This window comes from Streptomyces sp. DH37, assembly GCF_029813835.1.
GTDB lineage: Bacteria > Actinomycetota > Actinomycetes > Streptomycetales > Streptomycetaceae > Streptomyces.
Genome location: NZ_JARVKV010000014.1, coordinates 17,988 through 39,749, shown reverse-complemented (window position 1 = coordinate 39,749; position 21,762 = coordinate 17,988). Strand labels below are relative to the sequence as shown.

Sequence of the window (21,762 nt, the reverse complement as noted above, 5' to 3'; positions counted from 1 at the left end):
TCCGCCGGAGGAGCCGCGCGTCAGACGGCGTCCCCGCGGTTCCCGTTCCCGCCCTCGTCGCCGTTGTCGCCGCCGTCTCCGTCCTCCTCCTCGTGCCTGCCGTCCCCGCCGTCCCCGCCGTTCCCGTTCCCCCCGGACGACCCGGGCAGCAGGCAGGCGGTGAGGCGGCGGGCCTCGGCCAGCAGCGGGCCGAACACCGCCAGGCCACCGGGGGCGGCGACGGCGTGCCGGGAGAGGGCGGCGCGCAGCCGGTCCTGGGCGCGCCGGGCGCCTTCGGCGGCCTCGTGCAGCTCGGCGCGGGCCCCCTCGGGGTCGTCGCCGGTGACGGTGCGCCCGTAGGCGTCCACGGCCGTGGCGACCTCCCGGAGGAAACCGGCGTACGGGCGGGTGACGTCGTGGCCGGGCCGGGGCGTCTCCTCGTCGCCTTCGGCGGCCTCCAGCAGGGTGTGGGTCAGGCCGGCGAGGTGCTCGGCGGCCCGGGCCAGCGTCGTCAGGGCCTCGTCGTACTCCGCCGTCAGCCGGACCGAGTCCGGGTGGCGCCGGCGGGCGGGGTTGAACCGCAGGCTCTCCTGCCCCCAGCCGATCGACTCCTGCCCGCTGCGGATCGTCCGCGGGAGGCGGCGGGCCCGCTCGTGCCAGGCGAGGAGGCGGTCGTACTCCCAGGGCTCGTCGACGCCGTCGGCGATCTCCGTCACGATCTCCCGGGCCTCGCCGACCGCCGCGTCCACCGCCTCGCGCGCGTTGCGCAGGTAGGAGGGCGGCAGGATCAGCGCGTTGACGCCGACGCCGATGGCGGTGCCCAGCAGGGCGGCCAGGATGCGGGAGACGGTGGAGTCGAGCGTCGCCTCGCCGGGGACCAGGGTGAACAGGGCGGCCGTGGAGGCGTAGATGCCCTGGCTGCCGAAGCGCGGCCAGTTGCCCAGCAGGGTGGTGAGGGGCAGGACGATGATCATCACCAGCACCGGATGGCCCAGGGGGATGACCAGGGCCGCGGCGAACACCGTGCCGACGGTGATCGCCAGCGTCTGCTGGAGGCCCTGCCACACCGAGCGGTAGACGGTCGCCTGCACCAGGACCACCGCCACCCAGGGCGCCATCAGGGCGAAGGCGTCGGGCAGCAGCCAGGCGGCGGCCAGCCAGGCCAGGACGGCGGCGAGCGCGGCCTTGGCGGACTGGAGGACGATGTTGCGCTCCCGGCCCGGGGCCCGCCAGGCGCGGCGCAGGGCGCGTACGGCCCAGGACGTCTCGGCCCGTGCGGCGCGCACGGCGCGTGTTGCGAAGGAGGGGCGGCCGGGCCGCGTCGCGGACTGTGTGTGCACCATCGGGGTACGGGTTGCCGCGGGGGCGACCGGTCATACGTGGCGTTCCGCCGGTGTACGGGGGCGGACGCGCGGGATCCGGGCGTACGGGGGCGGGCGGCGGTCGTCCGGTCAGTCCGCGGAGCCCGCGTCCGGCTCCTCCTCCGCTCCCTCCTCCGGCTCCTCCCGCGCCCCCTCCTCCGGCCGCGACCAGCTCTCCAGTTCCGCGCGGACGCGGCGGTCCATGGCCAGCGCCAGTTCGACGTCGACGACCTGCTTGGCCAGCGGGCGCAGCCGGTCCATGACGTCGGACAGGCGCCGGAGGCCGTCCGGGGAGAGCTCGCGGTCCTCCGCGAACAGGTGGGCGCGGACGAGGTGGGTGAAGAGGTCGGCGACGGCGTCGGCGTGCTCGCGCACCACGCGCCCGGCCTCCAGCACGGACGCCAGCGGGATGCCCTCGCCGACCAGCGCGGTGGACGCGTCGAGCAGCCGCCGGCTGACGTGGACGACCTCGTCGCCGTCGACGGCCACGTAGCCGAGGTCCAGGGCGGCGGCGAGGTTCTCGGAGGTGACCTCGCCGGGGAAGTGCGCGGCCAGGTCCTCGGGGGTGAGGCGGACGGGGGTCTCCTCCGACCAGGGGGAGACCAGGGCGCTCTCCAGACCGAGCAGTTCGGCGGCGCCGCCCGCGTCGCGGCCCTTCTCGAAGGCGTCGATCAGGTCGGCGATGCCGCCGAGGGTGTGGCCGCGGGCCAGCAGCGCGGAGATCGTCCGCAGCCGGTTGAGGTGGTGCTCGTTGTACCAGGCGATGCGGCCCTCGCGGCGCGGCGGCGGGAGGAGCCTGCGCTCGCGGTAGAACCGCAGGGTGCGCACGGTGATGCCGGCCGCCCGGGCGAGTTCGGCGGTGCGGTACTCGGCGGACGCGTCCGCGCCCTCCTCGCGCGCCTGCGCAGGCGCGGGCGCCGCGCCGTCCGCCCGTCCGCTGTCCACTGGTGCTCTGTCCGCCACACCGGAAGCCTATGCGGCGCGGGCCGCACGCGGCCGGGTCCAGGGGTGCAACCGGCGGTAACTTTCCTGCCCCGGACCCCTACCCACCGGTACGTTCCTGCTCTACCCTCCAACCATGCCAGTGATTACTGGCATGTTCATGCGCGAGACACCGGAGTCGGGAGGCGGCATGGCCGGACACGAACACGTACGGGTGGCGGTGATCGGATCGGGATTCGGCGGCCTGGGCGCCGCCGTACGACTGCGCCGCGCGGGCGTCACGGACTTCGTCGTGCTGGAGCGCCGCGACTCCGTGGGCGGCACCTGGCGCGACAACAGCTATCCCGGGTGCGCCTGCGACGTGCCCTCGCACCTCTACTCGTTCTCGTTCGCGCCCAACCCCGACTGGCCGCGGAACTTCTCCGGGCAGGAGCACATCCGCGCCTACCTGGAGCGGGTCGCCGACACCTTCGGGCTGCGCCCGCACATCCGCCTCGGCGCCGAGGTGCTGCACGCCCGCTGGGACACCGACGCGCTGCGCTGGGAGGTCGGGACCAGCCGCGGGACCCTGACCGCCGACATGCTCGTCTCGGCCACCGGCCCGCTCTCCGACCCCAGGATCCCCGACGTCCCCGGCCTGGACGGCTTCACCGGCAAGGTCTTCCACTCCGCCCGGTGGGACCACGACTACGACCTGCTCGGCAAGCGCGTCGCCGTGATCGGCACCGGCGCGTCCGCCATCCAGATCGTCCCCTCGATCCAGCCGGTCGTCGGAAGGCTCACCCTCTTCCAGCGCACCCCGCCGTGGGTCATGCCGCGCATGGACCGGGAGATCAGCAGGGCCGAGCGCTGGCTGCACGCCAAGGTGCCCCCCACGCGCGCCCTGCGCCGTCAGATGCTCTGGCTGATCAGGGAGTTCCAGGTCGGCGCCTTCACCAAGCACCCCGCGCAACTCGGTCTGGTGGAGAAGCTCGCCAAGCACCACATGACCAAGGTCGTCAAGGACCCGGCGCTGCGCGCCAAGCTCACCCCCGACTACCGCATCGGCTGCAAGCGCATCCTGCTGTCCAACACCTACTACCCGGCCCTGGTCGAGCCCAATGTGGACGTGGTGGCCTCCGGTCTGCGGGAGGTGCGCGGCAACACCCTGGTGGCCGCCGACGGCACCGAGGCCGAGGTGGACGCGATCGTCTTCGGCACCGGCTTCCACGTCACCGACATGCCGATCGCCCAGCGGATCACCGGCGCGAACGGCACCACCCTGGCCGAGGAGTGGAAGGACGGCATGGAGGCGCTGCGCGGCTCCACGGCCGCGGGCTTCCCCAACTTCATGACGGTCATCGGACCCAACACCGGCCTCGGCAACAGCTCGATGATCCTCATCATCGAGGCCCAGCTGAACTACATGATCGACTACCTCGGGCAGTTGGAGACGCTCACCACCGCGTCGGCCGGCCGGGCCGCGCTCGACGCCCGTCCCGAGGCGGTGCGCTCCTGGACCGACCACGTCCAGCGGCGGATGAGGCGCACCGTGTGGACCACCGGGGGCTGCGACAGCTGGTACCTGGACGCGAACGGCCGCAACACCACCGTGTGGCCGGGCACCACCGGCGAGTTCAGGAAGGTGACCAGGCGGGTGGACCTGGCCGAGTACGAGGTGCTGCGCGCCCCCGCGGGGCGGCGGCGGGAGATGAAGACGGAGGCGGCCCGATGAGCCGGAGATCCCATGCGACCAGCGGGCCGTACGCACCGCCCGCCCCCCGCCGCGAGCTGACCGTCACCTCCGCCGACGGCTCCCGGCTGCACGTCGAGGAGCACGGCCGCGAGGACGGGCCCACCGTCGTCCTGGTGCACGGCTGGACCTGCTCGACCGCCTTCTGGGGCCCCGTGATCCGGCACCTGGCCGACGGGCACCGGGTGTTCGTCTACGACCAGCGCGGCCACGGGCGCTCCCCGGCCGCCGGCCCCGGCGGCTACAGCACCGACGCCCTCGCCGACGACCTGTGCGCCGTCCTGGACACCGCTCTGGACACCGCTTCGGACACCACCTCGAACACAGCCGGCTCCCGGGCGGTCGTCGCCGGGCACTCCATGGGCGGCATGACGGTCATGGCCGCGGCCGGGCGCCCGCAGGTGCGCGAACGCGTCGCCGCCGCGCTGCTGTGCAACACCGGCAGCTCACGGCTGCTGTACGAGTCCACGGTCGCGCCGCTGAGAGCGGGGAAGCTGCGCTACCGCGTCCAGAAGGCGGTCCTCGGCTCCAGCCTGCCGCTGGGTCCCGTGACGCCGCTGGGCATGCGGGTCCTGCGGTACGCCACGATGGGGCCCGCCGCCACCCGCGAGCAGATGGAGGCGTGCGCCCGTATCGTCCACGCCTGTCCGCGTGCCGTGCGCGCCGCCTGGGCCCGGAAGGTCCTGGCCGTGCTGGACCTGGACGCCGGCCTGACCGACCTGGACCTGCCGGTCGGCGTCATCGCGGGCGAGAAGGACCGGCTCACCCCGCCGGTGCACGCCCGCCGCCTCGCCGAGGCGCTGCCGAACTGCACCGGCCTCACTGAACTGCCGGGCCTGGGGCACATGACCCCCATCGAGGCCCCGCGTACCGTGGCCGACGCCGTGGCCGCGCTGGTGCGCGACCACCTGCCGCGGGCCGCGCGGCAGAACGTACCGCCGGCCGGGGTACCGGCCGGGAAGGAGATGATGCAGTGATGGGACGCAGGGACCTCCAGGGGCAGGTCGCGGTGGTGACGGGCGCGGCCCGGGGTGTGGGCGCGCTCCTGGCGCACAAGCTCGCGGCGCGCGGCGCCCGGCTCGCGCTGGTCGGGCTGGAGCCGGACGAGCTGAAGAAGGTCGCCGCGGCGCTGCCGACCGACTCCGCGCACTGGCACGCCGACGTCACCGACCACGACGCCATGTCCCGCGTCGCCCGCGAGGTGCGGGAGCGCTTCGGCGCGGTGGACATCGTCGTCGCCAACGCCGGGGTGGCCACCGGCGGCCCCTTCATCGACTCCGACATGGAAGCCTGGCGGCGGGTCATCGAGGTCAACCTGCTCGGCAGCGTCACCACCGCCCGCGCCTTCCTCCCCGCCCTGATCGAGTCGCGCGGCTACCTGCTCCAGATCGCCTCGCTCGCCGCGATCGCCCCGGCCCCGCTGATGACGGCGTACTCCACGTCCAAGTCGGGCGTGGAGGCCTTCGCGCACAGTCTGCGCGTGGAGGTCGGCTACCAGGGCGTACGCGTCGGCGTCGGCTATATGAGCTGGACCGACACCGACATGGTGCGCGGCGCCGACCAGAACGAGGTGCTGCGCGAGATGCGCGGCCGGCTGCCGTGGCCGGCCAACCGGACCTATCCGCTGGACCCGGCGGTGGACCGGATCGTCGAGGGCATCGAGCGCCGCTCGTTCCACGTCTACGGGCAGTGGTGGCTGCGCGGCATGCAGTCGGTCCGCGGCTGCCTGCCCGCGCTCATCGGCCGGGCCGGCGAGCGCGAGATGCGGCACTTCGCCCCGCGCCTGGCCGCGGCCGGCGGCGTACGCGGCCTGGTCGGCGCGGGCGGCGCGGCGGACGAGAAGGAGCGCACGGAGGGCTGAGGAGGCCCGGCCCGCGCCACGGGCCGGGGAACGCGCGGCGCGGCCCCCGGGGACACGGCTCCGGGGGTCGCGCCGCGCCCTGCCGGCGGCGCGGTGCTCCCCGGGGCCGGCTCAGGGGCGGCGGTGCTGCCCGCCGTCGCGGGGACCGGAACGGCTCCTCGAACGGAACGTGCGGCGGTAGGTGTCCGGGGGCACGCCGATCGTGCGGTTGAAGTGCCGGCGCAGCGTCGTGGCGGTGCCCATGCCGGTGGCCGCCGCGATGGTGTCGACGCTCTCACCGGTGGTCTCCAGCAACTCCTGGGCGCGACGGATCCGCTGGGTCAGCAGCCACTGCAACGGGGTGGTGCCGGTCGCGGCCCTGAAGTGGCGGCCCAGACTGCGTGAGCTCATCCGCGCCCGGCGGGCCAGGTCCTCCACGCTCAGCGGCTGGTCGAGCCGTTCGAGCACCCAGGGGAGCAGTTCGGCGAGGGGGTGGCGGTCCGGGGCGGGTACCGGGGTGGTGACGAACTGGGCCTGTCCGCCGGCCCGGTGCGGGGGCACGACCAGGCGGCGGGCGACCGCGTTGGCGACCGACGAGCCGTGGTCGAGGCGGACCAGGTGCAGGCACAGATCCATCGCGGCGGCCTTGCCCGCGGAGGTGAGCACGCTGCCGTTGTCCACGTAGAGGACGTCCGGGTCCACTTCGATCCGCGGGTGGCGGGCGGCCAGGGCCCGGGTGTGCGCCCAGTGGGTGGTCGCACGGAGTCCGTCCAGCAGACCGGCGGCGGCCAGCACGAAGGCGCCCGTGCACAGGGAGACCAGGCGTGCGCCCGCCTCGTGGGCCGCGCGCACCGCGTCGACCAGATCGGCGGGCGGGGCCTCATCGACGTCGGCCCAGCCCGGGACGATCACGGTGCCGGCGCGGGGGAGCCGGTCGAGGCCGTGGTCGGGCGCGAGCAGGAACCGGCCGGCCCGCACCGGGCCCGGCCCGCAGACGACGAGGTCGTACCAGGGCTCCGCCACGCCGGCCGGGGCGGCCTCGAAGACCTCGTACGCCAGGGCCAGTTCGAAGTGAAGCATCCCGTCGGTGACGGCCAGTGCGACAGTGTCCACGTCCGGAACTGTACGGGAGGTGGCGTTCCGGACACTCGTGCGGGGTGATCGCCTCCGACAGGCTGTCCACGACGGAACACGACCGGTCGTTCGAGTGCGGGGGGAGACCCATGGGATCAGGACCCGAGGTGGCGGTGTACGGCGCGTACGGGCACACCGGGCGCTTTGTGGTGGAGCAGTTGCGGGAGCGCGGGTTCGTGCCGATCCTCTCCGGCCGCGACGCCGGCAGGCTGAAGTCGCTGGTGGAGGCATCCGGGTCCGGACCGGACGCCCGTCCGGCAGCGGTCGACGACCCGGCCTCGCTCGACCGCGCGCTGGCCGGTGCGGCGGCCGTGGTCAACTGCGCCGGCCCCTTCGCCGCGACGGCCGCCCCCGTGATCGAGGCGGCACTGCGCGCCGGGATCTCGTACGTGGACGTGGCGGCCGAGATCGAGGCCAACGCCGACACGTTCACGCACTTCACGGACCGCGCCCGCGCCGCGGGAGCCGTGATCGTCCCCGCGATGGCCTTCTACGGCGGCCTCGGCGACCTGCTGGTCACCGCCGCGATGGGCGACTGGACGGCGGCCGACGAGGCGCACGTCGCCTACGGGCTGAGCGGTTGGCACCCCACCGCCGGGACGCGTGCCGCGGGCGCGGTCTCCCGGCAGCGGCGGGACGGCCGGGGCGTCCGCTACACGAAGGGGCGGCTGGAGTACCACCGGGACGACCTGCCGACCCTGGAATGGCCCTTCCCCGACCCGACGGGCCCCCGGGCCGTCATCGGGGGGTTCACGATGGCCGACGTCGTCACCGTTCCCAGCCACCTGCCCATCCCCGAGGTGCGCACCTACATGACGGTCGAGGCGGCCAGGGACGTGTCGGACCCCGGCACCCCGGCTCCGGCCGCGGCCGACGAGCGCGGGCGGTCCGCGCAGACCTTCCTCGTCGACGCCGTCGTGCGCTCCGGCGGCGGCGAACGGCGCGCGGTGGCGAGGGGCCGGGACATCTACGCCGTCACCGCGCCGCTCGCGGTGGAAGCGGTCGACCGCATCCTCGCGGGACGGACCAGGACGACCGGAGTCGCCTCCGCCGGCGCGATCTTCGACGCGCCCGACTTCCTCCGCGCGCTGTCCCCGCACATCCACCTGGAACTGCGCCCGTAGCGGGCGGGCCCCGCCCGCGCGGCCTGCCCGGACCCGTCGTTCCCGGTTCCCCGGCGGACACCGCCCAGGAGGCCCGGAATCCGGTGGACCGCGGCGAACCCGCCGCGTGAGCGGCCGGCCGCGGTGCCTCGGACCGTGGTGTCTCAGAGCCCCGGCTCCGCGGCGAGGGGGAGGGCGGGGCCGCCCGGATGCGGCGGGCCGGGCACGTCCGGCACGGCGGCGGCCAGCCGGGAGAGGGCGGCGGCGTCCGGGCTGCCCTCCTCGGCGCCGAACACGTGCGCCACCAGGCCCGTCTCGCCGGGCGCGACCGGAACGTGCAGGGTCTCGTAGTCCAGGGTGAGCGGCCCGGTCACCGGGTGCCACAGCCGCTTGCGCCCCGCTGTGCACATCGTGACCTCGCCGGTCGCCCAGATGCGCCGGAACTCGGCGCTGTCCGCGGACAGCGCGGTGATGAGCGCGGCCAGCCCCGCGTCACCGGGATAGCGCCCCGCGGCGACCCGGAGCTGGCCCACGGCCTCCGCCGCCCTGTCCTCCCAGTCGGGGAAGACGGTCCGCGAGGCCGGATCGCGGAAGAGGTACCGGGCCTGGTTCCGGTCGCGGCCGCCCGGTCCCTCCAGGCCGCCGATCAGCTCGGCGCCCAGTCGGTTCCAGGCCACCACGTCGGTGCGGTGGTTCGTCACGAAGGCCGGGAGGTGGGCCATGGCGTCCAGGGCCCGCCGCAGCAGCGGGCTGACCCGGGCCCTGGGCGCGGGACCGCGCCTGGCGCCGGCCAGGGTGTCGAGGTGCCTGCGCTCCGCCGCGTCGAGGCCGAGCGCGCCGGCGAGCGCGTCGAGGACCTCGAGGGACGGCTGGGTGGCCCGGCCCTGTTCGAGACGCACGTAGTAGTCCACGCTGATCCCGGCGAGCTGGGCCAACTCCTCGCGGCGCAGCCCGCGCACCCGCCGCCGGCGGCCGCCGGGGAGGCCGACCTGCTCCGGTGTGACGCGCCCCCGGCGGGCGCGCAGGAAGCCGCCCAGCGCCCGCCGGGGGTCGCCGACCTCGTCGACGTCCCCTGCCCCGCGGGGCGCGCCGATGCCGTCCCCGCCGTCCCTGCCGTCCCCGCCGTTCCTGCCGTCCATGGGCTCAGTATGGGTGGCCCCCGCGGTACCAGGACCACCGTTCCGCCGGTCGAACCGGGTACTGGCTGCCCCGGCGCGCCCGGGGGAGTGTGGCGGCATGACCGAAGCCGTACCGCAGCAGCCGAAGAAGATCCTCGTCGTCAGCGCCCACCCCGAACCCCGCTCGCTCACCGCCGCCCTGACCGCCTTCGCGGTCGGGCACCTGCGCGAGGCGGGGCACGAGGTGCGGGTCTCCGACCTCCACGCGATGAAGTGGAAGGCGGTGGTGGACGCCGACGACTTCCCCGACCACCCCGCGGACCGGCGGCTGGACCTGCTGCCCGTCTCGGCCGAGGCCACCCGGGCGGGGCGGCTGTCGCCGGACATCGCCGCGGAGCAGGAGAAGGTGCGCTGGTCCGACGCGGTGGTCCTGCAGTTCCCCCTGTGGTGGTTCTCGGTGCCCGCGATCCTGAAGGGCTGGATGGACCGGGTGTTCGTCCGCGGGTTCGCCCACGGCCCGGAACTCCCCCCGCCCTACGGTGAGGGCGTCCTGGCGGGGCGGCGGGCGCTGATGTCGGTGACGGCCGGCGCCCGGGAGCCGTCCCTCTCCGACCGGGGCGTCCACGGACGGCTGGCGGACCTCCTCCATCCGTTCCAGCACGGCCTGTTCTGGTTCACCGGCATCGCGCCGCTCGAACCGTTCGCGGTGTACGACGCGAACATCCTGTCCGAGGAGCGGTTCGAGGCGGCGAAGCGGGAGTACGGACGGCGGCTCGACCGGCTCTTCACGGACGAGCCGATCCCGTTCCGGTCGCTCACCGGTGGCGACTACGACCGCGACATGCGGCTGCTGCCGGGCGTGGAGGCGCCGGGGACGAGCGGCCTGGACCTGCACGTCCGTCCCCGCGGCTGAGGTCCGGCGCTACGCGTCGGGCCTGTCCTCCTCGTCCCACTCCGCAGGGCTGTCCTCGCGGGGGTGGAGCTTCCAGTCCTCCTGCTCGCGGTCGCGGGTCCTGGGGCGCCCGGAGCGGTCACCGGCCTCGCGGGAGCCGCCCTGCGCCGTCTGGCGCCTGTCCCTGATCTCGTCGAAGTCGTCCGACTGCTTGTCCGACTTGCCCATGCGCACTCCCGGAAGTCCTCGGGACGGTCGGTCACCACCAGGCTGACACGCGCGCGGGGACCGCGCACGTCGGGCGGCCGCGCAGGACCGTCACGGCCTCGGCGGCAGCGGCGGACGGCTGCGGTCGGGGACGTCGTCGTAGCCGGGCGGGGCGGCGGCCGGGTGGCGTTCCAGCAGGTCCAGCGCGGTGCGCACCGCCGTCTCCAGCATCGGGTGGTGGTCCTCGGCCCAGTCCGTCGGGGTGCGCAGGACCTCGATGTCGGGCTCCACGCCGTGGTTCTCCACCGACCACTTGTAGGCGTCGAACCACGCCGCGTTCATCGGCACCGTGATGACCGTGCCGTCGCCGAGCCGGTGGCGCCCGGTCATCCCGACCACCCCGCCCCAGGTGCGGGCGCCGACCACCGGGCCGATGCCCAGCAGCCGGAACGCGGCGGTGATCATGTCGCCGTCGGAGGCGGTGGCCTCGTCCGCCAGCGCCACTATCGGGCCGCGCGGGGCGTTGGAGGCGTAGCTGACCGGCCGGGCGTCGCGCACCAGGTCCCAGCCCAGGATGGTGCGGGTCAGCGCCTCGACGACCAGCTCGCTGATGTGCCCGCCCGCGTTGCCGCGCACGTCCACGATCAGCGCGGGCCGGGAGACCTCCATCCGCAGGTCGCGGTTGAACTGCGCCCAGCCGGAGCCGCCCATGTCGGGGATGTGCAGATAGCCGCACGCGCCGTCGCTGAGCCTGCGCACCACCGCACGCCGCCGGCTCACCCAGTCCTGGTAGCGCAGCGGGCGCTCGTCGATCAGCGGGACGACGGCCACGCGGCGGGGGCGCCGCGGTCCGGCGTCCGGGGCGTCGCCGGGGTCGCCGGTGAGGAAGGCCAGTTCGACGGTGGTGCCGCCCGCCGCGGCCAGCAGCGGGAACGGTCCGGCCTCCGGGTCCACCGGGCGGCCGTCGACGTGGGTGAGCACCGAGCCCTCGCGGATGCCGGAGCCGGCCAGCGGGGAGCGGGCCCGGGAGTCGGAGGAGTCGCCGGGCAGGATGCGCTCCACCCGCCAGCGGCCCTCCCCGTCGCGGGCGAGGTCGGCGCCCAGCAGGCCGATCGGCCGCTGGTAGTGGGCCGGCCCCTCGTTGCGCCGGGCGGGCGAGACGTACGCGTGGGAGGTGCCCAGCTCGCCCACCGTCTCGCGCAGCAGGTCGGCGAACTCGTCCGGGGAGGAGACCCGTTCGACCAGCGGGCGGTACTGGGCGAGGATCGCGTCCCAGTCCACGCCGCTCATGCCCGGGTCCCAGAAGTACGACCGCATGATCCGGCCCGCCTCGTCGAACGCCTGCCGCCACTCCGCGCGGGGGTCGACGTCGTGCAGGATGCGGCGCAGGTCGAGGTGGGTGGTGGAGTCGCTGTCGGCGTGTTCGTTGGCCGGGACGGCCCGCAGGTCGCCCTCGTCGTTGACCACCAGGCGGCTGCCGTCGCCGCTGACCGCGAACCAGTCGATGTCGCTGGTCAGTTCGGTGCGCTTGGCCTTGATCAGGTCGAAGTGCTCCAGGGTGGGGCGGCCGGAGGTGTCGGCCGGGTTGGCGAACGTCTCGCCCAGCGCCCCGGAGATCGGCCAGCGCAGCCAGACCAGCCCGCCGCCGCTCACCGGGTGGAGCGAGGAGTACTTCGAGGCCGCCACGGGGAACGGCGTGACGCGGCTGGCCAGTCCCTCGGCCTCCACCAGCACCGTGCCCTCCTCCCCGGCCGCCTCGCCGAGCGCGTCCGGGTCCAGCCCGCCGGCCGCCGGACGGCCCTCGGGGGAGAGGGCGAAGGGCGAGGGCGTGGCCGACGACAGCGGCACCAGGTACGGGCGGCAGCCCAGCGGGAAGGACAGGTCGCCGGTGTGCACGTCGTACACCGGGTCGAAGCCGCGCCAGGAGAGGAAGGCGAGGTAGCGGCCGTCGCGGGTGAAGACGGGCTGCTCGTCCTCGAAGCGGCCCTCGGTGACGTCCAGGATGGTGCGGTCGGACAGGCGGGCGATCCGGATGCGGGTGAGCGCGCCGTCGGTGCCGGGGTGGGCCCAGGCCAGCCACTGGGAGTCGGGGGAGAAGGCGAGGTGGCGCACCGGGCCGTTGACGGACCGGACCAGCTCGGCGACCTCGGTCTCCGCTCCCGGCCCCGCCTCCCCGGCCGCGGCGTCCTCCTCCTCGCCGGCGTCGGCGCCGGCGTCCACCAGCAGCAGCCGCCCGTCGTGCGAGGCGACGGCGAGGGTGGCGCCGTCCGGCGAGGCGACCAGCCCGTGCACCCGCCCCAGCCGTCCCGCGGCCAGCCGCCGGGGCTCGCGGGCGCCGGTGGCCCGCGGCAGGTCGGAGACCTCCACCGCGTCCTCGCCCTCGGCGTCGGTGACGTACGCGATGCGCCCGGTGGAGCCGAGCATCTCCGGCAGCCGCACCCGTACGCCCGGGGTGTCGGCGATCACCCGCGCCGGGCCGTCGCGGTGGGTGAGCCAGTACAGGCTGCCGCGCACCCCCACCGCGCTCGCGCGCCCGGTGGTGTCCACGGCCAGGGAGTTCACGTGGCCCGCGGCCGGCACCTGGTAGACGCGCCGCCCGGCGCGCGGCCCCGCCAGCCGCACCGGCAGGCGGCGCGGTTCGGCGCGCGGCGAGAAGTCGTCCACCAGCCACAGCTCGCCCGCGCACTGGTACACCACGCGCTCGCCGTCGGTGGAGGCGTGGCGCGCGTAGAAGTCCGCGTGGTCGGTGTGGCGGCGCAGGTCGGTGCCGTCGGGCAGGCAGGAGTAGAGGTTGCCCACCCCCTCGTGGTCGGAGAGGAACGCGATCCGGCCGCCGACGATCATGGGGCAGTCCAGGTGGCCGTACAGCTCGGGCACCAGGCGCTCGCCCTCCAGCCAGAGCCGCCCCATCGCGCCGCCGCGGTAGCGCTTCCAGGCGGCGGGTTCGTGCGGCGGCTTGCCGGTCAGCAGCAGGGTGCGCCGCTTCCCCGCCAGGTCGGCGACGGCGATGTGCGAGACCGGGCCCCAGGGCAGCTTCTCGCCCGGACCGCCGCCGGCCGGCAGCCGGTAGGCCCAGGCGAAGTGCGAGAACGGCTGGCCGTGCGAGGCGACGGCGAGGATGTCCCCCTCGGGCGTCCAGCCGCAGACCTGGGTGTCGACCGCGCCCCAGTACGTCAGCTGCCGCGACGGCCCGCCGTCGACCGGCGTCAGATGGACCTCGGGGTCCAGGCTGCGCCAGTTCGTGTACGCGATGTGGCGGCCGTCGGGGGAGAAGCGCGGGTGCCCGATCCGGATGCGGTCCACCGTCAGCCGCCAGGCGCGCGGCGGATCGGCGGCCCCGGGCGCGAGCGGGGCGATCCACAGGTCGTCCTCGGCGGTGAAGCAGAGGAGGTCGCCGTGGAGGTGCGGGAACCTGAGGTACGCGCCGGAGGGATCCGGGGCGGGCGGGGCGGACGTGCCGGGGGATCCGGAGGTTGCGCTCATCTCTCCCATGGTCGACAGCCGGTCGGCCGGGGGCAACTCCTGGGGTGCGCACGACGCGCAGTGATCTGGGTCTCACTCCCGGGGCGCGCTCACCCGGCGGAGTGCGAGACGGCGTCTTCTGGCACGGACTGTCAGAAGAACCAGGCTTCCACAACCCGTACCGCCCCACCGGCGTCCGTACGCCACCCGTACGCCGCACCGTCCCGAGACCGAAAGGCCCCGTCCGTGGCCACATTCCTCTACAGACTCGGCCGGTTCTCCTTCCGCCGCCGCCGCATCGTCGCCCTGGTGTGGGTGGCGCTGCTGGTGCTCGCCGGGGTCGCCGCCTCCACCGCCTCCAGCCCGCCCGACGACGACTTCGCGCTCCCCGGCACGGAGGCGCAGAAGGCCTTCGACCTGATGGAGGAGCGCTTCCCCGCCGCCAACGCCGACGGCGCCACCGCGCGCATCGTCTTCCGCGCGCCCGACGGCGAGAAGATCACCGCCACCGGGAACAGGGCGGCCGTGGAGAAGGTGGTCGACGCGCTGGAGGGCCCGCAGACCGCCGCCGTCGCCGACCCCTTCGCCGCGAAGACGATCAGCCGCGAGGGCGAGATCGCCTACGCGAGCGTCCAGTACGAGGCGCCCGTCCAAGACCTCACCGACGCCACCCGCGAGGACCTGAAGAAGGCCGCCGAGACGGGGCGGGACGCGGGCCTGACCGTCGAGATCGGCGGCGACGCCCTGTTCACCGAGCCCGACATGGGCCACGGGGAGATCATCGGCATCGCGGTCGCCGCGGTCGTGCTCGTGGTGACCTTCGGCTCCTTGGTCGCCGCCGGATCGCCGCTGATCACCGCGCTGATGGGCGTCATGATCGGCGTGGCGGGGATCGCGGCGCTGGGCGCCACGCTGGGCCTGTCCGCCACCACCTCCACCCTGGCGACGATGATCGGCCTGGCGGTCGGCATCGACTACGCGCTGTTCATCGCCTCCCGCTACCGCGCCGAGCTGATCGAGGGCCGCGACCGCGAGGAGGCGGCCGGCCGCGCCGTGGGCACCGCCGGCTCCGCGGTGGTCTTCGCCGGCCTGACGGTGGTCATCGCCCTGGCGGGCCTGGCGGTGGTGAACATCCCCATCCTCACCAAGATGGGTCTGGCCGCCGCCGCCACCGTCGTCATCGCCGTCCTGGTCGCCCTCACCCTCGTCCCGGCGGCGCTGGGCTTCGTCGGCAAGCGGATCTTCGGCCGCCGCGTCCGGAAGGCCAACCCCGAAACCGGGGTGCCGCACCCCGACGACAGCCACACCAACATGGGCGTGCGCTGGGCCCGCTTCGTGCTGCGCCGCCCGCTGGTGGTGCTGCTGGTCGCCACGCTGGGGCTGGGCGCCGTCGCCGTCCCGGTCGCGAGCATGAACCTCGGCCTGCCCGACGAGGGCAACCAGCCCACCAGCTCCACCCAGCGACGGGCGTACGACCTGATGGCCGAGGGCTTCGGCCCCGGCTTCAACGGCCCGCTGCTGCTGATCCTGGACACCCGCGGCAGCGACGACCCCGAGGCCGCGGCCGAAGCCGTCGCCGACTCCGTCGCGAAGCTCGACGGCGTGGTCACGGTCGCCCCGGCGACGTTCAACGAGGCCGGCGACACCGCCACCGTCACCGTCGTCCCCGACTCGCGGCCGAGCAGCACCAGGACCGAGGCGCTGGTCGAGGACATCCGCGACCGGGCCGACGACCTCCGGGAGAGGACCGGCGCGGTCGTCCTCGTCTCCGGCGTGACCGCCATCAACATCGACTTCTCGCAGGTGATGGACGACGCGCTGGTGCCCTACCTGGCGCTGGTCGTCGGCCTCGCCTTCGTCCTGCTGCTGATGGTCTTCCGCTCGGTGCTCGTCCCGCTCAAGGCGGCCCTCGGCTTCCTGCTGTCCGTGCTCGCGGCGCTGGGCGCGGTCGTGGCGGTCTTCCAGTGGGGCTGGCTGGCGGGCCTGATCGGGGTGGAGCAGACCGGGCCGATCATGAGCATGATGCCGATCTTCATGATCGGCGTGGTCTTCGGCCTGGCCATGGACTACGAGGTCTTCCTCGTCACGCGGATGCGCGAGGCGCACGTCCATGGCGAGCGGCCCGGGCAGACCATCGTCACCGGCTTCAGGCTGGGGGCCCGGGTGGTCACCGCGGCGGCGATCATCATGATCAGCGTCTTCGCGGGCTTCATCGGGGCGTCGGACTCGATGATCAAGATGATGGGCTTCGGTCTGGCCGTCGCCATCCTCTTCGACGCCTTCGTGGTCCGCATGGCGGTCGTCCCGGCCGTCCTCGCGCTGCTCGGCGCCCGCGCGTGGTGGCTGCCGTCCTGGCTGGACCGGGTACTGCCGAACGTGGACGTGGAGGGCGAGGGGCTGCGCAAGCACCTCACCGGCGGCATGTCCTCCGCACCGGAGGAGCCGGACCGGGAGCCGAGCCGCGTCTGACGCGGATCGCGGTCCGTGGAAGGGACCGGGCCGGCTGCCCTCACGGGCGGGCGGTTCGGTCCCTCGGTTCTTCCGGGCCCTGGTGGTTCCGCGGTTCCGCGGTTCCCCCGGGCCCCGCGGGTCCCGGGATCCTGCGGGCCCCGCCGTCCCCGGCGCCTGTCTGCCGAAGCGCCGACGGGACGGGCGTCTCAGCCCAGCAGGGAGGTCAGGCCGCGGTCCAGGTCCAGCTCCAGGTACTCCGAGCCGCCGGGCACCACGCCGTACGTGCCGTGCAGGAAGCGCAGCAGGCCGGTGGTGTCGAACTCGATCACCGCCACGCCCTCCGGCGCGCGCAGTTCGATGACGGTCCGCTCCGGGCCGGACGGCCGGATGTGCACGTCCCCGAGGCCCACCGAGCCGCGCAGTCCGTCCTCCAGCAGCTCGCGGGAGAACACCCAGGCGACCTCCTCCCCGTCGAGGGAGACGTCGGAGGGGAAGACCAGGCGCACGGCGAAGGGGTCGTGGCGGTCGTAGCGCAGCCCCACGGTGACTTCCCGGGTGACCGAGGGGACGGTGATCAGACGAGCCTGGACGCTGTGGTCGACGACTGCGCGCATGAGATGTGCTCCTTCCGGGGGGCCTTTTCTCCTACGACCCCGTCAGAGCGTTTTCATGACGGCATACCGCAGGTAATCGTTGTGAGTTCCGCAACAGTTCTGTGAAGGTCCGACATAGATCCCGTCTTCCCATGGACCGGGCAAGTATCCCGTTCCGTCGGCAACCGGACGGCAGTGGAACGCTCCGCCGTCCATCCCGTCGCGGACCGTCACATCCGGCTCCGGCGGCACAGGCGATCTTGCGAAGGAGCCCCAACGGCTCCCTGCCGTCGGGACGAGGCGCCGCCCTCGCGTTCCGTCCCGCCCTCCGGTGCGGCGACGGCGGTCGCGGAGCCCCGAGAAGGCCAAATAAGTCCAGAAGGCCCGAGAAGTCGCGAAGGGGCCGGAGAAGTTACGAGAAGACCCGAGAAGTCCAGAAGGCCTGATAAGCGGAGTCCTGCCATGCACGTGCCCGACGGATTCCTCAACGCCCCGGTCCCGGTGGCCACCGGCGCCGTGGCCGCGGCCGCCGTCGCGGTCCGCCTGCTGGGACGGACCCTGTGACGCCGGCCGACCCGGGAACCGGTCCCGTCCCGCCCCCCTCCCCGGAGGTCTCCGGCCTCGCCCACGCCTACCCCGGCGGCCACCAGACCCTGTTCGGCGTCGGCCTCGCCGTGGCGTGCGGCGAGCGCGTCGCGCTGCCCGGGCCCACCGGCACCGGCAAGACCACCCTCGTGCTCCACCTCGACGGCATCCTCACCGGCGGCGCGGGAAGCGTCACCGTGGCCGGACCGCGGGTGGACCCGTCGGACAGGACCGCCCTCGCCGGGATCCGCCGCCGCGTCGGCATCGTCTTCCAGGACCCCGACGACCGGCTCCTCATGCCCGCCGTCCGCGAGGACGTCGCCTTCGGCCCCGCCGCCGTCCCGGCCAGGCGGCCGGAGATCCTCGTCCCGGACGAGCCGCCCTCCGACCCCGCCCCCGCCTCCCGCCGCGAACCGGCCGACATCCTGCGGTCGTTGGACGTCACCGTGCCGATGGTCACCCACGACCTGCCCCACGCCCTGGAGCCGTGCCCCCGCTCGGCCGCCCTCGGCGTCGGCGTCATCGCCGCCGACGGCCGCACCCGGGACCTGCTGTGCGACGAGGCGCTGATGCGCGCCCACCGGCTGGAGCCGTCCTTCGGATTCGACCCCAGGTCGGTGACGCCGCCGTACGCGTAGCACCATGTACGGCGGTACACAGGGGTACACAGCGGCACACCTCACCTTCTGACCGGCGGGAGCACAGACACAGTGGTGGACGTCCAGGGCACGGTGGCGGACGGCTACGAGCCGGTCCGTGACGCCTTCCGCGCCAACCTGACCGAGCGCGGCGACCGCGGCGCGGCCGTGGCCGTCTACCGGGACGGGCACAAGGTCGTCGACCTGTGGGGAGGCCTGGCCGACCCCCACGGCGACGCGCCCTGGACCGAGGGCACCGCCCAGGTCGTCCGCTCGGTGACCAAGGGTCCGGCCGCCGCCGTGCTGCACCTGCTGCACCAGCGCGGGCGGCTGGACCTGGACGCTCCGGTGGGCACGTACTGGCCGGAGTTCAAGGCGGCGGGCAAGGAGCGCGTACCGGTCCGCCACCTGCTCACCCACCGCGCCGGACTGCCCGTCCTGGACACCCCCCTCACCCCGGAGCAGGCGCTCGACGGCGTCTCCGGACCGCGCGCCGTCGCCGCCCAGGCGCCCGCCTGGGAGCCGGGCACCGCGCACGGCTACCACGCGCAGACCTACGGCTGGCTGCTGGGCGAGGTGGTGCAGCGGGTCACCGGACGCACCCTGGGCCGCTGGTTCGCCGACGAGATAGCCGCGCCGCTCGGCCTCGACCTGTGGATCGGGCTGCCGGAGGACCAGGCCCACCGGGTGGGCCGGATCGCCGAGTCCGCGGAAAGCCCCGCACCGCCCCCGGGCGCCCTGCGGGTCCGGCCCAAGCGCGAGGTCGTCGACGCCTGGCGCGACCCGCGCTCCCTCACCCGCCGCGCCTTCGGCGTCATCGACCCGCAGCCCGACGAGAACGCCCCCGCCTACCGGGCCGCCGAACTCGCCTCCTCCTCCGGCGTGGCCACCGCCCGCTCCCTGGCCCGCTTCTACGCGGCGCTCATCGGCGACCTCGGCGACGGTTCCCGCCGCCTGTACGCGCCCGCCACCCTCACCCAGGCCCGTACCGAGGAGTCGGCCGGGCCGGACCGCGTCCTGCTGGTCGCCACCCGCTTCGGGCTGGGCTACATGCTCCACGGGCCGTCCTCGCCGATGCTCGGCCCCGGCTCCTTCGGCCATCCCGGCCGCGGCGGATCGCTGGCCTTCGCCGATCCGGAGACGGGCCTGGCCTTCGCCTACGTCACCAACTCCCTGCAGAAGTCGGTGACGTCGGATCCGCGCGCCCAGGCCCTCGTACGCGCCCTGCGCGGGGCGGTGGCGCAGGCCTGACCCGGCTCCGCGCCGTCCGCGGGGCCCCGGCGGCGGCGTGCCGGACGCGCCGATGTTTCGGCCACGTCGCGGAGCGGAGGTTTCCGCCCCATGCCGCCGGGTACAGTGGCGGTGATATGGGAGCGCTCCCATGGCCGGAACCCCCACAGCCGGAAAACGGAGACCGCACAATGCATTGTCATGACCGGGTCGAATCCCCCCGCTGGGCCGTCCGCGCGTTAGTCGTCCTGTTCGCGGGGCTGCTGGCACTGATGCCCTGGACCAACACCGCCTCCGCGCACGGCGGGATCGTCGACCCCGCCTTCCGCGCCTACAGCTGCTGGCAGCGTTGGGGCAGCGACCACCTGAACCCCACCATGCAGCAGCAGGACCCGATGTGCTACCAGGCGTGGCAGGCCAACCCCAACGCCATGTGGAACTGGAACGGCCTATACAAGAACGGCGTCGGCGGCAACTTCCAGGCCGCCCTCCCCGACGGGAAGCTGTGCAGCGGCGGCGGCGCCGAGGGCGGCCGCTACAACGCCCTGGACGCCGTGGGCCCGTGGAAGATGACGGACGTCGGCAACAACTTCACGATGCGGCTGTACGACCAGGCCAGCCACGGCGCCGACTTCTTCCGCGTCTACGTCACCAAGCAGGGCTTCGACGCCACCCGCCAGGCCCTGCGCTGGAGCGACCTGGAGCTGGTCAGGACGACCGGCCGCTACGCCCCCGCCCAGAACATCTCGTTCGACGTGAGCGCTCCCGGCCGCAGCGGCCGCCACATCGTCTTCACGATCTGGCAGGCCTCGCACATGGACCAGTCGTACTACCTCTGCAGCGACGTCAACTTCCGCTGACCCCGATCCGCCGGCCCGCATACCCGGCGGCATCGGTAGTGGCATCGGCCCCGCCGGGCGCACCCGCGTCCGGCGGGGCCGGTGCCGTTTCCGGGGCCCGTGCCGTTGTCAGGGGCCCCGCCCGCCCTGCCCGTCCCGCCCGTTCCACCAGCAGCCAGCCCACCGCCGCCAGGGCCACCGCCGCCGGGGCGGTGACGGGGACGGCCACCAGCAGCGCGGAGCGACCCTCCAGCAGTCCGCCGAAGCCGACCGCCGACAGGCCCAGCACGCCCAGCAGGCACAGCGCGACGCCGAACGCGGCGGCCGGGGCGGCGGCGCGGGACCGGACGGCGGACCGGACGGCGGGCCGGGCGGTGGAGCCCGGCGCGGGGGCAGGTGCGGGGACGGTTGCAGGGCCCGGTGCGGGGGCCGGGCGCTCGAAGCGGCGGAAGACCGCCACCAGCAGCGCGGTGAGCACGGCCGCGGCCGCGACGCGCACCGGCGCCCACGCCCACCACGCCGCGCCGGCCGGATCCGGGAAGGGCGCGCCGAGCGCCAGCAGCAGCCCGTAGACGCCGAGCATCGCGGTGAGGTGCCACAGGAAGGCCGTCATGGCGACGCCGTTCGCGGCCACCACCGCCCGCCACACCCGGGGCCGCTCCAGCAGCCGCGCCGCCGGGCCGCGCAGCAGCTCCACCGCCCCGACCAGCCACATCCCGTGGCAGAGCAGCGCCAGCGTGGGCGGGGCCATGTTGCTCACCGGCTCGCCCGGCATCCCCACCATCGACAGCGGGTACGGGCCCAGCGCCACCAGCGCGGCGGCCGACGCCAGACCGGTCAGCGCCAGGGCCGCCGGGACGTGCGGACCCGGGCCCAGCCGGCCGTCGGCGCGCAGGAAGCCGAGCTGGTGGACGGCCAGCCAGACCAGGGCGAAGTTGAGGAACTCCACGTACGGCACACCGGCGGCGAAGCGCAGCACGTCCACCAGCGCGGCGGCCGCGACCGCCGCGGCGAACGCCCCCCAGCCGTACCGCCCGTGCAGCCGCAGCAGCGGCGGGGTGAGGGCCACCATGGCCAGGTAGACCCCGATGAACCACAGCGGCTGGGCGGCCAGCCGGGCCGCCGTGTCCGCCAGCGCCCCGCCGCCGCCCGCGAGCTGGACGGCGAGCGCCCCCGCGCCCCACACCGCCGTGAACACCATGGCCGGACGGAGCAGCCGCTGGAGGCGGGCGCGCAGGAACACCGGGTAGACGTCCGCGCCGGACGCGCCGGCCGCGGCGGACGGGGTGCGGCGGCGCAGCGAGCGGTGGGACAGCGCGTGCGAGAAGCCGCCGACGAAGAAGAACACCGGCATGACCTGGAGCAGCCAGGTGGCCGGCTGGAGGGCGGGCACGACGGCGAGCAGGTTGCCCACCTCGGCGCGGCCGTCCGCGCCGACCGCGACGGCCGCCATCAGCCAGTGGCCGAGCACCACCGTGCCGAGCGAGGCGACGCGCAGCAGGTCGACGAAGCGGTCGCGCGTGGCGGGCGTGGCCGCGGCGAGCGCGCGGGCGCCGGCGGCCCGGGCCGCCGGGACTCCTGTGGTCTGCATGCGCGCAGCCTGGCGCGCACGGCCGGCCGGCCGACAGGGCGTTCGTACTCAGACAGGCCGGCGGA

The 21,762-nt window shown here is 74.8% G+C and carries 17 protein-coding genes; 9 read left to right on the top strand and 8 right to left on the bottom strand.

From position 1 onward, the window contains the following. Positions 1–20 precede the first annotated feature (20 nt). A complete protein-coding gene (locus tag QC029_RS10345) occupies positions 21–1,265 on the bottom strand; it encodes an aromatic acid exporter family protein (protein ID WP_279555241.1) in 1,245 nt (414 codons plus the stop codon). A 165-nt stretch (positions 1,266–1,430) separates the two neighbouring features. Next, a complete protein-coding gene (locus QC029_RS10340) occupies positions 1,431–2,303 on the bottom strand; it encodes a MerR family transcriptional regulator (RefSeq protein WP_279555240.1) in 873 nt (290 codons plus the stop codon). A gap of 169 nt (positions 2,304–2,472) precedes the next feature. Here QC029_RS10340 and QC029_RS10335 point away from each other — a divergent pair, with 169 nt between their 5' ends. The 3 genes from QC029_RS10335 to QC029_RS10325 are packed head-to-tail and all read left to right on the top strand — an operon-like array spanning position 2,473 to position 5,875. Continuing rightward, positions 2,473–3,996, top strand: coding sequence for an NAD(P)/FAD-dependent oxidoreductase (locus tag QC029_RS10335; protein ID WP_279555294.1), 1,524 nt, complete (start codon positions 2,473–2,475; stop codon positions 3,994–3,996). Beyond that, entirely contained in the window at positions 3,993–4,991 is a 999-nt protein-coding gene (locus QC029_RS10330; RefSeq protein ID WP_279555239.1) for an alpha/beta fold hydrolase, read from the top strand. Before QC029_RS10335 ends, QC029_RS10330 begins: the two co-directional genes overlap by 4 nt. Further along, a complete protein-coding gene (locus QC029_RS10325) occupies positions 4,991–5,875 on the top strand; it encodes an SDR family oxidoreductase (RefSeq protein WP_279555238.1) in 885 nt (294 codons plus the stop codon). The genes QC029_RS10330 and QC029_RS10325 overlap by 1 nt, the downstream gene beginning before the upstream one ends. 111 nt (positions 5,876–5,986) lie before the next feature. Here QC029_RS10325 and QC029_RS10320 read toward each other — a convergent pair whose 3' ends face one another. After that, positions 5,987–6,967, bottom strand: a complete 981-nt coding sequence (locus QC029_RS10320) for a helix-turn-helix domain-containing protein (protein ID WP_279555237.1) — start codon at positions 6,965–6,967, stop codon at positions 5,987–5,989. Positions 6,968–7,077: 110 nt separating this feature from the next. On the opposite strand from QC029_RS10320, the gene QC029_RS10315 reads away from it, so the two are divergent. Next, the gene (locus tag QC029_RS10315) at positions 7,078–8,112 is read left to right on the top strand and encodes a saccharopine dehydrogenase NADP-binding domain-containing protein (RefSeq protein WP_279555236.1); all 1,035 of its coding nucleotides are present in this window, start codon (positions 7,078–7,080) and stop codon (positions 8,110–8,112) included. A gap of 143 nt (positions 8,113–8,255) precedes the next feature. Here the strand turns inward: QC029_RS10315 and QC029_RS10310 are convergent, their stop codons facing one another. Beyond that, a complete protein-coding gene (locus QC029_RS10310) occupies positions 8,256–9,230 on the bottom strand; it encodes a helix-turn-helix domain-containing protein (protein ID WP_279555235.1) in 975 nt (324 codons plus the stop codon). A 97-nt stretch (positions 9,231–9,327) separates the two neighbouring features. Here QC029_RS10310 and QC029_RS10305 point away from each other — a divergent pair, with 97 nt between their 5' ends. Beyond that, positions 9,328–10,122, top strand: a complete 795-nt coding sequence (locus QC029_RS10305) for an NAD(P)H-dependent oxidoreductase (protein WP_279555234.1) — start codon at positions 9,328–9,330, stop codon at positions 10,120–10,122. A gap of 9 nt (positions 10,123–10,131) precedes the next feature. Here the strand turns inward: QC029_RS10305 and QC029_RS10300 are convergent, their stop codons facing one another. Continuing rightward, positions 10,132–10,329: a hypothetical protein gene (locus tag QC029_RS10300; RefSeq protein WP_279555233.1), complete on the bottom strand. Its 198-nt coding sequence runs from the start codon at positions 10,327–10,329 to the stop codon at positions 10,132–10,134. A 90-nt stretch (positions 10,330–10,419) separates the two neighbouring features. Continuing rightward, positions 10,420–13,791 (bottom strand): S41 family peptidase, encoded by a 3,372-nt coding sequence (locus tag QC029_RS10295; protein ID WP_279555231.1) that lies wholly within the window; start codon positions 13,789–13,791, stop codon positions 10,420–10,422. Positions 13,792–14,016: 225 nt separating this feature from the next. On the opposite strand from QC029_RS10295, the gene QC029_RS10290 reads away from it, so the two are divergent. Continuing rightward, the gene (locus tag QC029_RS10290) at positions 14,017–16,239 is read left to right on the top strand and encodes an MMPL family transporter (RefSeq protein ID WP_279555230.1); all 2,223 of its coding nucleotides are present in this window, start codon (positions 14,017–14,019) and stop codon (positions 16,237–16,239) included. A 188-nt stretch (positions 16,240–16,427) separates the two neighbouring features. On the opposite strand, the gene QC029_RS10285 is transcribed toward QC029_RS10290, so the two are convergent. Beyond that, on the bottom strand, positions 16,428–16,835 hold the full coding sequence (locus tag QC029_RS10285) for an SsgA family sporulation/cell division regulator (RefSeq protein WP_279555229.1): 408 nt from the start codon (positions 16,833–16,835) through the stop codon (positions 16,428–16,430). Positions 16,836–17,374: 539 nt separating this feature from the next. Here QC029_RS10285 and QC029_RS10280 point away from each other — a divergent pair. The 3 genes from QC029_RS10280 (at position 17,375) to QC029_RS10270 (ending at position 20,127) form a co-directional block, all read left to right on the top strand. Then, positions 17,375–18,037, top strand: a complete 663-nt coding sequence (locus QC029_RS10280) for an energy-coupling factor ABC transporter ATP-binding protein (protein WP_279555228.1) — start codon at positions 17,375–17,377, stop codon at positions 18,035–18,037. Positions 18,038–18,109: 72 nt separating this feature from the next. After that, a complete protein-coding gene (locus QC029_RS10275) occupies positions 18,110–19,288 on the top strand; it encodes a serine hydrolase domain-containing protein (protein WP_279555227.1) in 1,179 nt (392 codons plus the stop codon). Positions 19,289–19,458: 170 nt separating this feature from the next. After that, on the top strand, positions 19,459–20,127 hold the full coding sequence (locus QC029_RS10270) for a lytic polysaccharide monooxygenase (protein WP_279555226.1): 669 nt from the start codon (positions 19,459–19,461) through the stop codon (positions 20,125–20,127). Here QC029_RS10270 and QC029_RS10265 read toward each other — a convergent pair. Continuing rightward, positions 20,114–21,697, bottom strand: a complete 1,584-nt coding sequence (locus tag QC029_RS10265; protein ID WP_279555225.1) for an acyltransferase — start codon at positions 21,695–21,697, stop codon at positions 20,114–20,116. The genes QC029_RS10270 and QC029_RS10265 overlap by 14 nt on opposite strands. Between the last annotated feature and the right edge of the window lie 65 nt (positions 21,698–21,762).

Excerpts from the sequence above, each read along its gene's own strand:
- QC029_RS10335 (WP_279555294.1), top strand. The coding sequence starts at position 2,473 with ATGGCCGGACACGAACACGTACGGGTGGCGGTGATCGGATCGGGATTC.
- QC029_RS10270 (WP_279555226.1), top strand. The coding sequence starts at position 19,459 with ATGCATTGTCATGACCGGGTCGAATCCCCCCGCTGGGCCGTCCGCGCG.
- QC029_RS10315 (WP_279555236.1), top strand. The coding sequence starts at position 7,078 with ATGGGATCAGGACCCGAGGTGGCGGTGTACGGCGCGTACGGGCACACC.
- QC029_RS10285 (WP_279555229.1), bottom strand. The coding sequence starts at position 16,835 with ATGCGCGCAGTCGTCGACCACAGCGTCCAGGCTCGTCTGATCACCGTC.
- QC029_RS10305 (WP_279555234.1), top strand. The coding sequence starts at position 9,328 with ATGACCGAAGCCGTACCGCAGCAGCCGAAGAAGATCCTCGTCGTCAGC.
- QC029_RS10325 (WP_279555238.1), top strand. The coding sequence starts at position 4,991 with ATGGGACGCAGGGACCTCCAGGGGCAGGTCGCGGTGGTGACGGGCGCG.
- QC029_RS10310 (WP_279555235.1), bottom strand. The coding sequence starts at position 9,230 with ATGGACGGCAGGAACGGCGGGGACGGCAGGGACGGCGGGGACGGCATC.
- QC029_RS10300 (WP_279555233.1), bottom strand. The coding sequence starts at position 10,329 with ATGGGCAAGTCGGACAAGCAGTCGGACGACTTCGACGAGATCAGGGAC.
- QC029_RS10330 (WP_279555239.1), top strand. The coding sequence starts at position 3,993 with ATGAGCCGGAGATCCCATGCGACCAGCGGGCCGTACGCACCGCCCGCC.
- QC029_RS10265 (WP_279555225.1), bottom strand. The coding sequence starts at position 21,697 with ATGCAGACCACAGGAGTCCCGGCGGCCCGGGCCGCCGGCGCCCGCGCG.
- QC029_RS10295 (WP_279555231.1), bottom strand. The coding sequence starts at position 13,791 with ATGAGCGCAACCTCCGGATCCCCCGGCACGTCCGCCCCGCCCGCCCCG.